The organism is Rhizobium sp. AQ_MP (assembly GCF_014237835.1).
Lineage (GTDB): Bacteria > Pseudomonadota > Alphaproteobacteria > Rhizobiales > Rhizobiaceae > Allorhizobium.
Map to the genome: position 1 here is coordinate 43,356 of NZ_JACJVI010000010.1, position 12,207 is coordinate 55,562.

Below are 12,207 nucleotides of genomic sequence, written 5' to 3' on the forward strand. Positions count from 1 at the left end.
GCCATTTCGTTTTCTCAGACCTGCGTCACGCCTTCTGGAAGATCAGCAGTTCCTCGAAATGGTTCATATCCTCGAAGCTGCAGAAGGCAGGCGCCCTGAGCTCGATCACAGGCTGACGGCGACGGATGGTATCGACGATGTCTTTAAGGAACGGCACCCATTCGGACATGGTCGCGTCGTCGAATCGTTCGATCATATAGGCAAAGGTGATGTGGAAGACGTAGGTTTCGTGATCCGGATGCCGGTAGCCGAGCAGATCGGCCAGCCGATCACGCCAATCCCTGAGGACCGCCCGATCACGCTCGCTGACACCGGCGAGCGTCAACCCGTTGGGCGTCGCATGCGTTACCTCCACTGCGAAGATTTCGCCCGGCGCAAAACCCGCCAGCCGATCCATGAAGATCGCCGTCATGTCATCGACCGGCGTTTCCACCGGCACATCCGCCGGCCAATACGGCAGCGCCCGCCGCGTCTCGATGATCCCCTGAAAGAGGGTCATATGCAGGCTGCTCTCGGCGGTAAACGCAAGCTTCTCAGCGCCAACCATCCCCCGGAAGCGATCCCGCGCATCACGGATCACCGCCTCCGTCTCCGAGCCTTCCACAAGATGGCAGACCACAGTGTTGCCGTGCTCCCTCAGGAACGCACCTGTGCGGTCGTAGCGCTGACCAAGATGCGGGATCGGGCCAGGGTTGTGGCGAAGTGAAGCAAAATGAAGGTAGGCGGGAAGCGAGGAAAGATCGGCGCGCAAATTCGGTAACCTCGATTGATCGCGCCGTCAGGTACCAATCGGTCATGAACCTGATGTGACGACGGCATCGTTCCGCTGACACACGAGAGGCCACCAACGCAATCTTAAGATTTTCTCCGCACACACTGTATGCAGTTGGAGCCACGGAGGCAGGGGATGTTAACGCGCGAGACAGCGAACCTTCGTGGATGGCTGCTGCTCGTCATGTTGACGAGCAGCCTTGCGATTGCGGTGCTCTTATCCCTATCCAAGATCACGTTGGATCATGGCTCGGTCCGCCCGACCGCAACGAGCCTCGGCATCCTGATCCTCACCGCGATCATATGCGCAAAGCGTGGCTTCACCCGGTGGTCCCTGGTCATGGAAATCCTGTCCATCGGCGTAGTACTCTCGGTCATCGGACTGATTGCGTCTTATCTGGCAACGTCACTCAGTCTGCCGCTCGCGGATGAACTCCTGGTCGCCGCAGACCAGGCTTTGGGTTTCAATGGTGCTGCATTCATCCGGTGGGTCGACAGTCATCCTTGGCTCGCATGGCTCCTCATGCAGTCTTATGCGTCCTTCGCGTTTCAGCTGGTCCTGCTGCCCCTTGTCCTCGTCCTGTGCGGGCAGGCAGCAAGAGCGTACGGCCTGGTGCTCAGCTACGCGCTGGTCTGTTTCGCTGCATGCTTGATATCGATCTGGTTCCCCGCGGTCGCCGCCAATGTGACCTATGGGATCGATGGAACGACCTTGCAGGCAATCAACCCGCAGTTTGGTTTCGCATTTCTTGAACAGTTCCACGCCGTCCGAGACGAAACCCGCTTCCTATTCTCGCTGGACAATGCCCAGGGCATTCTGACGTTTCCATCTGTCCACACGGCAACGGCAGTCATCTGCGCCGTCAGCATGTTGACCATACCCTGGTTGCGGTATCCGATGGTCGTCCTGAACATAGGCATGGCGGTTTCGACGCTGACGCATGGCGGCCACTACCTCGTCGATGTGATCGCCGGAGCGATCCTTGCAGTCGCGGCACTCTGGCTGGCAAGAAGACTGGCCGGGATCAGCGCGCCGATCATGCAACAGCAGAGCAGGGTCCAACCGGCAGATCAGGTCACATGACGATCTGGCAATGAAGGTGCTTGTCACCGGACCGCCAAGCCCTCTTAGAACCCTCCCCAACTTTCCTGTCGGACGGTGCAATTATGGGGTTCCTTCCCGGCCAACATTTCCCTATAAGCCGCTTCTAGCCTGAAAAGACCATCTTCCTGCGCCCGGCCGGTGACCTCCCTCACCCAGGCCGGTTTTTCGCGCAGGCGCAAGAACGGATAGAGCCATGCCCAAGCGCCAAGATATCAAGTCCATCCTCATCATCGGCGCGGGGCCGATCGTCATCGGTCAGGCATGCGAATTCGACTATTCAGGCACCCAGGCCTGTAAGGCGCTGAAGGAAGAAGGCTACCGGGTCATCCTGGTCAATTCCAACCCGGCCACGATCATGACCGATCCGGGCCTGGCCGACGCCACTTACGTCGAGCCGATTACGCCGGAAGTCGTTGCCAAGATCATCGCCAAGGAACGCCCCGACGCGCTGCTCCCCACCATGGGCGGCCAGACGGCGCTGAACACCGCGCTCTCCCTGAAACGAATGGGCGTGCTCGACCGCTACAATGTCGAGATGATCGGCGCGAAGCCGGCTGCCATCGACATGGCCGAAGACCGCGCCCTCTTCCGCGAAGCCATGGCCCGTATCGGCCTCGAGACCCCGAAGTCGATGCTCGCCAATGCGACCGAAATCAAGGACGCCGACCGCAAGACGCATGAGGCCGCCCGCGCGGAACTGCGCGCCAAGCTCTCCGGCGACGCGCTCGACAAGGCGCTCGACGAGCTGGAAAACCAGTGGAACCTCGGCGAGACCGACCGCAAGCAGCGTTACATGGCCCACGCCATGGCGATTGCCGCCCAGGCGCTTGACCATGTCGGCCTGCCTGCCATCATCCGCCCGTCCTTTACGCTCGGCGGCACCGGCGGCGGCATTGCCTACAACCGCTCGGAATTCTACGAAATCATCAATTCCGGCCTCGACGCTTCGCCCACCACCGAAGTCCTGATCGAAGAATCGGTGCTCGGCTGGAAGGAGTATGAAATGGAGGTCGTCCGCGACAAGGCGGACAACTGCATCATCGTCTGCTCGATCGAAAACATCGATCCGATGGGCGTCCATACCGGTGATAGCATCACGGTTGCCCCGGCGCTGACGCTGACGGACAAGGAATACCAGATCATGCGCAACGCCTCGATCGCGGTTCTGCGCGAGATCGGCGTTGAGACCGGCGGCTCGAACGTGCAGTTCGCCGTCAATCCGAAGGACGGACGCCTCGTCGTCATCGAGATGAACCCGCGCGTCTCGCGCTCTTCCGCTCTGGCATCGAAGGCCACCGGCTTCCCGATCGCCAAGATCGCCGCCAAGCTCGCCATCGGCTACACGCTCGACGAACTCGAAAACGACATCACCGGCGGCGCGACGCCTGCCTCGTTCGAACCGTCGATCGACTACGTCGTCACCAAGATCCCGCGTTTTGCCTTCGAAAAGTTCCCCGGCGCCGAGCCGACACTGACCACCGCCATGAAGTCGGTCGGCGAAGTCATGGCGATCGGCCGCACATTTGCAGAATCGCTGCAGAAGGCGCTGCGTGGTCTCGAAACCGGCCTCACCGGCCTCGACGAGATCGAGATCCCCGGCCTCGGCCAGGGCGACGACAAGAACGCGATCCGTGCGGCCATCGGCACCCCGACCCCGGACCGCCTGCGCATGGTTGCCCAGGCCCTGCGCCTCGGCATGTCGCCGGAAGAAGTCCACGAAGGCTGCAAGATCGATCCGTGGTTCATCGCCCAGTTCAAGGCGATCATCGACATGGAAGCCCGCATCCGCGAGCACGGTCTGCCCGCCGACGCCGCAAACCTGCGCATGCTGAAGGCCATGGGTTTCTCCGACGCACGTCTGGCCTCGCTCTCCGGCAAGCGCCCGAAGGAAGTCGCGGAACTTCGCAACGGTCTCGGCGTGCGCCCGGTCTTCAAGCGCATCGACACCTGCGCGGCCGAATTCGCCTCTCCGACGGCCTACATGTACTCGACCTATGAGACGCCCTTCGTCGGTGCGCAGCGTTCGGAAGCACAGGTCTCCGACCGCAAGAAGGTCGTGATCCTCGGTGGCGGTCCGAACCGGATCGGCCAGGGCATCGAGTTCGACTATTGCTGCTGCCATGCCGCCTTCGCGCTGAAGGATGCCGGCTATGAGGCGATCATGGTCAACTGCAACCCGGAAACCGTCTCGACCGACTACGACACCTCCGACCGTCTCTATTTCGAGCCGCTGACGGCCGAAGACGTGATCGAAATCCTGCGCGCGGAGCAGGAAAAGGGTGAAGTCGTCGGCGTCATCGTCCAGTTCGGCGGCCAGACCCCGCTGAAGCTCGCCGAAGCGCTCGAGAAGAACGGCATCCCGATCCTCGGCACCGCCCCCGACATGATCGACCTGGCCGAAGACCGCGACCGGTTCCAGAAGCTCCTGATGAAGCTCGACCTGACGCAGCCGAACAACGGCATCGCCTATTCGGTCGAGCAGGCCCGCCTTGTTGCCGGCGAAATCGGCTTCCCGCTGGTCGTGCGCCCGTCCTATGTCCTGGGTGGCCGCGCCATGCAGATCATCCACAACGAGGGCATGCTGCAGAATTACCTGCTCGACACCGTGCCGGAACTCGTGCCCGAGGACATCAAGCAGCGCTACCCGAACGACAAGACCGGCCAGATCAACACGCTGCTCGGCAAGAACCCGCTGCTTTTCGACAGCTACCTGACCAACGCCATCGAAGTCGATGTCGACGCACTCTGCGACGGCGAAAACGTCTTCGTCTCCGGCATCATGGAGCATATCGAGGAAGCCGGCATTCACTCGGGCGATAGTGCCTGCTCGCTACCGACCCGTTCGCTCTCCAAGGACATCGTCGACGAACTGGAACGCCAGACGACGGCGCTTGCCAAGGCGCTCAATGTCGGCGGCCTGATGAACGTCCAGTATGCTATCAAGGATGACGTGATCTACGTGCTCGAAGTCAACCCGCGCGCCTCGCGCACGGTGCCCTTTGTCGCCAAGACCATCGGCGCGCCGATCGCCAAGATCGCAGCCCGCGTCATGACCGGCGAGAAGCTCGACCAAGCGATCGCTGCCTATGGCAAGAAGCCGGACCCGCGCAACCTGAACCACATCGCCGTCAAGGAAGCCGTCTTCCCGTTTGCCCGCTTCCCCGGCGTCGACACGCTGCTCGGTCCGGAAATGCGCTCGACCGGCGAAGTCATCGGCCTCGACACAGACTTTGCGCTGGCCTTTGCCAAGAGCCAGCTTGGCGCTGGCGTCGAACTGCCGCGTGACGGAACGGTCTTCGTCTCCGTCCGCGACGAGGACAAGGCCCGCGTCCTGCCGGCAATCCTGATCCTCACCCAGATCGGCTTCAAGGTTCTGGCAACCGGCGGCACCCAGCGCTTCCTCGCCGAAAACGACATTCCGGCCGTGAAGATCAACAAGGTTCTGGAAGGCCGTCCGCATATCGAAGACGCGATCCGCAACCGTCAGGTCCAGCTGGTCATCAACACGACCGACGGCAACAAGGCGATCTCGGACTCCAAATCGCTCCGCCGCGCTGCCCTGATGCAGAAGGTACCCTATTACACGACCATGGCCGGAGCGCTTGCCGCTGCCGAAGCCATCCGGGCGCTGAAGGGCGGCCAGCTGGAAGTTCGCCCGCTTCAGAGCTACTTCTGAGGCGGAGATAGGTAAGCCGCTTTCTGAGCAGCTTGACGAAGCATTGAAACGACAAGATCGCCGCATTCGTGGATGCGGCGATCTTGCGTTTTGCGCGGAGTTTTTTGTGACTTAGGCAAAGATCGCCTATCCTGGCGGCTTCTATCAATCGCAGCGCACGGATGCCGAGATGAAGCCCAGACTGGAATATGATGCAGCTGCCAATGCTGCCTATATTCGTTTTTCCACGGAGCCGGTCCTGGAGAGCAAAGAGGTCTCTGAAGGCATCGTGTTTGATTATGACCGCGATGGTCGAATCGTTGGTCTTGAAGTGCTCAATGCACGCACCAATCTGCCAGCGGCGGCACTCGATGATGCTGCCTGAGCGAATGACAACGCCCGGGTAATCTCTTCTTCAAGGACAAAGTCAGCGCTGGAAAAGCTTGGCCGCTGCCTATCTATCATCCGGTCGATGCTAGTGGTCAGGCACCGGAGGCAGGCTTCCCGTCATGTTTCTCGATCTCAAGAACTACACGCCACCGCCAGAGCCGCCGGCGAACCGGGGGCCAGAGCAGTTGACGCCGCGCCAGCAAAAGGCGCTGGCCTGGATCGTCGGTTTGAACATCATCCTGCTTCTGATCGCCCCGATCGGTGGAGCCACGATCATATCCGGGCTCATTGAGCTCTTCGGGTGAATTCAAACCTGGCGCTTCTGCTTGGCGAGAATAGCAAACGCTATACCGCCGATGACGCAGGTCGCCGCGACCACAAAATGCAGGGTCAGCCTCTCATTGAGGAAGAGGATGGCACCCAGTGCCGCAATCACCGGGACGGAGAGCTGAATGAGGGCTGCCTGGAAGGTGCTAAGCCCGCGCAGGGCTCTATACCAGACGGAATATCCAAGGCCGGAAGCCACGATACCTGAGCCTAGCGCCAGGAGAACGCCAGCAAACGTCGCCGACTCGTAAAGGAGCGCGAAAATCGCCAGCGGCAGGCAGAAGACGGAAGCCCGGACAAAATTGCCTGCCGTCTCGCCGATCGGGTCCCGCGACCCTCGACCGCGCAGCGTATAAGCGGCCCAGGCGGCGCCCGATCCGATCATCAGCAGGCTGCCGACGAGATCCGGTCGTCCCACGCCGGGCAGGATGAGATAGACGAAGGCGCCAAAAGCGATCGCAAAACCGATCACCTCCCGCAGGCTCGGCCGATCACCTTTGAGAAGTCCGAAGGCCAGCATACTCGCCTGGACCGAAGAAAAGAGGATCAGCGCTCCCGTGGCCGCGCCAAGCGAAAGATAGGCCGCCGAGAACGCGATCGCATAGACAAACAGCGCCGCAGCGGCCCACCAATCGCCCGGCAGCCGTTTGGCGGCTGATGCAGACTGAAGCTGCCCACGCCGCATCAGGGCATAGAGGACCAGCGCGCCGGATACGATCCGCACTGCGGTATAGCCCGCAGCCTCGATCGATACCGCACCCAGCGCTTCACGTGCCAGAAGCGAATTGGCGGCAAAGGCCAGCATGGCGACGCCAGTGAGTACAAATGTCGAATGCAACCTCAAAAAACCTCCCGGACGGCGCCGTGTCGCAAGACTATCCGGCGGGGTCTGACGCGTGTTAAACGCGAAGCCTCTTGGCTTGGCAAGCCGCGAAACTCCGGAGGTTTCCATGGAAAAGCTGCACATCGTGACCGAACGCGTCTTCAACGCACCGGCAGAAACACTCTTCGCCGCCTTTGCCAATCCGGCGACCCTTGCCCGCTGGTGGGGACCGCAGGGCTTCACCAACGACATCACCCATTTCAATTTTCAGCCAGGCGGCGACTGGCTCGTGACCATGACAAATTCCGACGGCGCCGATTTCTTCAATCGCTGGACCTTTCAGGCGATCGAACCGCCGTCCCGCATCCTCGCCCTGCACCACGAGCCGATGCATATGTTCACGCTAGAGGTGACGCTGGCTACGCAGCGCGAAGGAACCCGCATGACCTGGCACATGCAGTTTGACGACACGCCGGAAAACCGTGAGATCGAGCGCTTCATCGCGCTGGCCAACGAGCAGAACTTCGATCGACTCGCGGCGGAACTGGGCGTCTAATCGTCAATCAACGGGACTGAAATGTTCCATCAATATTTGACATTTGTCGAAAGCCCGGGGCTACGGCACTCTGCGGCGGTTTGATTTGAGAGATTTCCAGATGTCCGTGACTGTTGAGGCCGTTTCCGGCAAGGCCACCCGCCGCGAGTGGATCGGTCTTCTGATCCTGTCGATTGCCTGTCTGATCTATTCCATGGACCTTTCGGTCCTGTTTCTGGCCATGCCGGCGATCGTCGCGGATCTTGATCCGTCGGCCACCCAGCTTCTGTGGATCAACGACATCTATGGCTTCATGGTCGCAGGCTTCCTGGTCACCATGGGAACGCTGGGCGACCGGATCGGCCGTCGCAAGGTACTCCTGATCGGCGCGTTCTTCTTCGGTGCGGCTTCCGTCTTTGCCGCCTTTGCCAACACCGCCTCGATGCTGATCGTCGCCCGAGCCCTGCTCGGCATTGCAGGTGCCACGATCGCGCCTTCGACGCTCTCGCTCGTCGTCAACCTCTTCCGTGACGAAAGCGAACGCAACCGCGCAATCAGCATCTGGGGCACCGCCTTTGCGCTGGGCGGCCTGATCGGCCCACTCATCGGCGGGCTGTTGCTGCAATACTTCCATTGGGGATCGGTCTTCCTGATCAATGTCCCGATCATGGCAGGCCTTCTTGCCAGCGCGCCTTTCCTGCTCCCCGAATACAAGGATGAAAACGCCGGCCGCCTCGATCTCCTGAGCGTCGCGCTGTCCCTGCTCACCGTGCTGCCGATTGTCTACGGCTTCAAGAAAATGGCCGCCGAAGGCTTCGAATTGATGCAGCTTGTACCGATCCTCTTCGGCCTTGCCGTGGGCACCGTCTTCGTCCGGCGCCAGAAGGTGCTCGAACACCCGATGATCGATCTCGCCCTGTTCAGGATCCCGGCCTTCACCGCCTCACTGATGGTCAACCTGGCCGGCGTTTTCTTCATCTTCGGCCTTTTCCTGTTCCAGAACCTCTTCCTGCAGCTGGTGATCGGCCTGACGCCGCTGAAGGCCGCCCTCTGGTCCATCCCCTCCTCGCTCGTCTTCACCGTCATGTCCTTCCAGGCCTGGCGCGTGACGAACCGTCTCGGCCCTGTCCGCACCGTGCTGCTGGGACTGGTCGTCAACGCACTCGGCACCGGCCTGATGGCGATTGCCGCCTGGAACGAGAGCCTGATCGGCGTGCTTGGCGCCAGCATGGTCATGGGCCTCGGCTTCGTGCCGGTGATCCTGACGACCACAGGCCTCATCGTCGGCACGGCGCCGCCGGAACGCGCGGGCTCGGCGTCCGCCATCTCCGAAACCAGCGCCGAGTTCGGCGGTGCGCTTGGCGTCGCGGTCCTCGGCAGCCTTGGCACGCTCTTCTACCGGTTCGGCATGCAGGATGCCGACCTGACCGGCCTTTCCGCCACCGACCAGACGTCCGTCACCTCGGCACTCGGAACCGCCCTCGAAGTCGCGCGCAACACTGGCAATGAAGCTGCGCCATGGATCGAGGTGGCCAAGGCCAGCTACGCCTCTGGCTTTGCCCTCTGCTGTGCACTGGCCACCGTGACCCTGCTCCTGCTCGCCGCCGTTGCCGCGCGGGTCTACGAGCGGACGGATCTGGACGAAAGCCGCATCGGCGGCCATTGACTGTCAGGAATGGAAAGCGGATCAGCGCAAGTGCAGCGTGTCGAACAACCGCTTTGCGTCCCCGAGGTCTGACCGGAACGCCGCCAGGCTGCGCGCCTTCAGATCCGGGTCCGGCATCCTGAGGATCGCCGAGGGATGCGTCGTGACGAGCAGCATGCGGTTGTCCTGCATGGGGATCGGCATGCCGCGCACCTCGGCGATCGGTCGGCTCTCACCGGTGAGCGACAGATAGGCGGTCGCCCCGAGCGCAACGACGATCCGCGGCTGGACGACCTCGATTTCCTTTGAAACCCACCAGCGGCAACGGGCGACCTCACCGGCGTCCGGACGCATATGGATGCGCCGCTTGCCGCGCCGCTCATATTTGAAATGCTTGACCGCATTGGTGACATAGACCTGCGACCGGTCGATTCCAGCAGCCTCAACAGCCTCGTCGAACACCTGCCCCGCCGGACCGATAAACGGCCGTCCCGCAAGATCCTCGGTATCACCGGGCTGCTCGCCGACGAACATGATCTCGGCATCATCAGGTCCCTCGCCGAACACCGTCTGCGTCGCATGGCAATGCAGCGGACAGCGTGTGCAACTGGCGGCCTCCTGTCGAAGCCGTACAAGCGGCGGCAAGTCGGTCGACGAGCCTTCCTCCTCCCGCCCGCGCCACTGCGCCTGTAGCCGCTCGTGAAACGCCGGCGGCTGGCTTGCCTCGCGCGCGGCCATCTCCTGCACCCGTCGCTCGGCACCGGCAATCAGGTCCGGAATGAGCGAGGCCTCCGGCATGTTCTTCCAATACTTCTTCGGCATTTCCGACTGCATCGCCCGGATCTTCACGCGCGCCGGGTTGAAGATATTGGCAAAATAGGTCCGCCACAGCTCGTCGGTCTCGTCTTCCGCTTCCGGCCTGGCCGCGGGCTCGCGGGAGGTCTTCAACTCCTGCCCATTCCAGGCGGCCGAGCCCTTTGGCGTCGCGATCAGCCAGTCCATGTCGGTGAAGCGCCGCTGGAAGAAGCCGGCGGTGCGCGCGACGATGAAATGCTCGGGCTCGAACCAGGCCACGAAACGCCGCCGTTTTGTCTGCATGGCCGCGACTTCGCGAAACCGTACAAAGGCCTTCATCTTGTGGCTATCGCGGCGCACATTCTTGATCAGGCGAACGAGGTCGGCGACATCGGGATCCGATCGCACCTGCAGAAGGCTGCGCTCCGTCTGCAGCCGCCAGAGAATACGGTAGAGCAGCGAAAAACGGTCCGGCTCGGAATGACAGATCGCCGCCTCAGCTGCCTCGATGAATGCCTTGGACACGGCGATCTCCAGGGCCCGCTCACGAGGCACCGGCGCCCCGGCGTCCGACCCGAAGAGATCGCCCGCCGCGCCCGAGAGCTGCCAGCGCACCTGCTCCGGTACGACCCCATCCCCCAGAAGCGCCCGCGCGGCATCGCGCCACTCGTCGAACGCTCCTCGCCCTTCCAGCGTGACGGTCCGCATCAGAACAAGGACAGCTGCTCGGCCGGCGGCGCAAACACCGCCCGCAGATCCGACCGGTCCAGGCTGCGGTTGGGCGACCAGCCCTCGGCAACGATAAAGGGCCGCACCTTCTTGAGCGACACGCCGATGCGGGTCAGATCCTCCAGCCGCACACGGCGATGACGGCGAGCCGAGAGAAGCCCGTTGACGGTCTTGGTTCCAAAGCCCGGCACGCGCAGCAAGGTCTCGCGATCCGCCTTGTTGATATCGACGGGAAAGCGGTCGCGATTGGCAAGTGCCCAGGCAAGCTTCGGATCAAGTTCAAGATCGAGCATGCCGTCCTGCCCGATCGAGGCGATTTCTTCCACCGAGAAGCCATAGAAGCGGTAGAGCCAGTCGGCCTGATAGAGGCGGTGCTCGCGCATCAGCGGCGGCTTGATCAGCGGCAGATTGCGCGAACTGTCCGGGATCGGGCTGAAAGCCGAGTAGTAGACGCGCTTCAGCCCATAGCTGCTGTAGAGCCGCGCGCTGGAACCCAGGATCGTCGCGTCGTCAGCGCCATCGGCGCCGACGATCATCTGGGTGCTCTGCCCGCCGGGGACGAACTTCTTGCGCCGGCCGGTCAGCGTCGGCTCGCGGGCCTCGTCGATCTTGAGCCTTAGATCAGCCATCGAGCGGCGAATGTTGACCGGCCGTTTCTCCGGCGCATAACGCTCCAGCCCGTGGTCGGTCGGCAGCTCGATATTGATGGACAGGCGGTCGGCATAAAGCCCCGCCTCCTCCACCAGATGCGCGGACGCCTCGGGGATCGTCTTCAGATGAATATAGCCGCGAAAATCATGCTTGGTCCTGAGATCACGGGCGATCTTGACCATCTCGGCCATCGTATCATCCGAGGACTTGATGATCCCGGACGAGAGGAACAGGCCCTCGATATAATTGCGTCGGTAGAATTCGATCGTCAGCCACACCACCTCGTCCGGCGTGAACCGGGCCCGCTCGACATTGCTGGAGGAGCGGTTGATGCAATAGGCACAGTCATAGATGCAGAAATTGGTAAGCAGGATCTTCAGAAGCGAGATGCAGCGACCATCCGGCGCATAGGCATGACAGATGCCCGATCCCTCTGTCGAGCCAAGGCCACCGGAGGCCGACGAGTCCCGCTTGGTCGTACCGCTGGATGCACAGGACGCATCATATTTGGCAGCATCCGAGAGAATGGCGAGGCGTTCTTTGAGCGACTTCTTCATGAGAATGTTCTCTAAACGTTCTCATGACGATCGTCAAGGAAATCGACTGCGGCATTCCGTCCATCAGGTCCGCGCTTCATTGTTTTTACTGGAATTTTTCCCGCTGAAACGCAGCCTGGGGAGTGGCTGACGAAAACTCTGGAAATTTCGCCGACCATTCTGCTATAGTCCTCATCAGCTTGATTTGTGACTGGTTCCGCAGCTTTGCTTCGGAACCTGTTTTC

Annotated in this window: 10 protein-coding genes; 6 read left to right on the forward strand and 4 right to left on the reverse strand. The window is 61.7% G+C overall.

Features of this window, described 5'->3' with window-relative positions; genetic code table 11:
• Positions 1 to 25: 25 nt before the first annotated feature.
• The gene (locus H6M51_RS15380) at positions 26 to 751 is read right to left on the reverse strand and encodes a DUF1868 domain-containing protein (RefSeq protein WP_185810697.1); all 726 of its coding nucleotides are present in this window, start codon (positions 749 to 751) and stop codon (positions 26 to 28) included.
• A gap of 156 nt (positions 752 to 907) precedes the next feature.
• On the opposite strand from H6M51_RS15380, the gene H6M51_RS15385 reads away from it, so the two are divergent.
• The 4 genes from H6M51_RS15385 (at position 908) to H6M51_RS15400 (ending at position 6,226) form a co-directional block, all read left to right on the forward strand.
• Complete coding sequence (locus tag H6M51_RS15385) at positions 908 to 1,855, forward strand: phosphatase PAP2 family protein (protein ID WP_185810698.1); 948 nt, start codon at positions 908 to 910, stop codon at positions 1,853 to 1,855.
• Positions 1,856 to 2,069: 214 nt separating this feature from the next.
• Positions 2,070 to 5,552 (forward strand): carbamoyl-phosphate synthase large subunit, encoded by a 3,483-nt coding sequence (gene carB / locus H6M51_RS15390; protein ID WP_185810699.1) that lies wholly within the window; start codon positions 2,070 to 2,072, stop codon positions 5,550 to 5,552.
• A gap of 169 nt (positions 5,553 to 5,721) precedes the next feature.
• On the forward strand, positions 5,722 to 5,916 hold the full coding sequence (locus H6M51_RS15395) for a DUF2283 domain-containing protein (protein WP_185810700.1): 195 nt from the start codon (positions 5,722 to 5,724) through the stop codon (positions 5,914 to 5,916).
• A gap of 124 nt (positions 5,917 to 6,040) precedes the next feature.
• Positions 6,041 to 6,226 carry a hypothetical protein gene (locus tag H6M51_RS15400; protein ID WP_185810701.1) on the forward strand — a complete coding sequence of 62 codons (186 nt, stop codon included), beginning with the start codon at positions 6,041 to 6,043 and terminating at the stop codon, positions 6,224 to 6,226.
• Positions 6,227 to 6,228: 2 nt separating this feature from the next.
• Here H6M51_RS15400 and H6M51_RS15405 read toward each other — a convergent pair whose 3' ends face one another.
• Positions 6,229 to 7,086 carry a DMT family transporter gene (locus H6M51_RS15405; RefSeq protein WP_185810702.1) on the reverse strand — a complete coding sequence of 286 codons (858 nt, stop codon included), beginning with the start codon at positions 7,084 to 7,086 and terminating at the stop codon, positions 6,229 to 6,231.
• Between the two features lie 112 nt (positions 7,087 to 7,198).
• Between H6M51_RS15405 and H6M51_RS15410 the strand changes: the two genes are divergently transcribed.
• Both H6M51_RS15410 and H6M51_RS15415 read left to right on the forward strand, forming a co-directional pair.
• A complete protein-coding gene (locus tag H6M51_RS15410; protein WP_185810703.1) occupies positions 7,199 to 7,627 on the forward strand; it encodes an SRPBCC domain-containing protein in 429 nt (142 codons plus the stop codon).
• A 100-nt stretch (positions 7,628 to 7,727) separates the two neighbouring features.
• Positions 7,728 to 9,272 carry an MFS transporter gene (locus tag H6M51_RS15415; RefSeq protein ID WP_185810704.1) on the forward strand — a complete coding sequence of 515 codons (1,545 nt, stop codon included), beginning with the start codon at positions 7,728 to 7,730 and terminating at the stop codon, positions 9,270 to 9,272.
• 21 nt (positions 9,273 to 9,293) lie between these two features.
• Here the strand turns inward: H6M51_RS15415 and H6M51_RS15420 are convergent, their stop codons facing one another.
• Positions 9,294 to 10,754 carry a UdgX family uracil-DNA binding protein gene (locus H6M51_RS15420; protein ID WP_185810705.1) on the reverse strand — a complete coding sequence of 487 codons (1,461 nt, stop codon included), beginning with the start codon at positions 10,752 to 10,754 and terminating at the stop codon, positions 9,294 to 9,296.
• Entirely contained in the window at positions 10,754 to 11,983 is a 1,230-nt protein-coding gene (locus tag H6M51_RS15425; RefSeq protein WP_185810706.1) for a putative DNA modification/repair radical SAM protein, read from the reverse strand. Before H6M51_RS15425 ends, H6M51_RS15420 begins: the two co-directional genes overlap by 1 nt.
• Positions 11,984 to 12,207: the final 224 nt, after the last annotated feature.

Excerpts from the sequence above, each read along its gene's own strand:
- H6M51_RS15385 (WP_185810698.1), top strand. The coding sequence starts at position 908 with ATGTTAACGCGCGAGACAGCGAACCTTCGTGGATGGCTGCTGCTCGTC.
- carB (WP_185810699.1), top strand. The coding sequence starts at position 2,070 with ATGCCCAAGCGCCAAGATATCAAGTCCATCCTCATCATCGGCGCGGGG.
- H6M51_RS15395 (WP_185810700.1), top strand. The coding sequence starts at position 5,722 with ATGAAGCCCAGACTGGAATATGATGCAGCTGCCAATGCTGCCTATATT.
- H6M51_RS15400 (WP_185810701.1), top strand. The coding sequence starts at position 6,041 with ATGTTTCTCGATCTCAAGAACTACACGCCACCGCCAGAGCCGCCGGCG.
- H6M51_RS15410 (WP_185810703.1), top strand. The coding sequence starts at position 7,199 with ATGGAAAAGCTGCACATCGTGACCGAACGCGTCTTCAACGCACCGGCA.
- H6M51_RS15415 (WP_185810704.1), top strand. The coding sequence starts at position 7,728 with ATGTCCGTGACTGTTGAGGCCGTTTCCGGCAAGGCCACCCGCCGCGAG.
- H6M51_RS15420 (WP_185810705.1), bottom strand. The coding sequence starts at position 10,754 with ATGCGGACCGTCACGCTGGAAGGGCGAGGAGCGTTCGACGAGTGGCGC.
- H6M51_RS15425 (WP_185810706.1), bottom strand. The coding sequence starts at position 11,983 with ATGAAGAAGTCGCTCAAAGAACGCCTCGCCATTCTCTCGGATGCTGCC.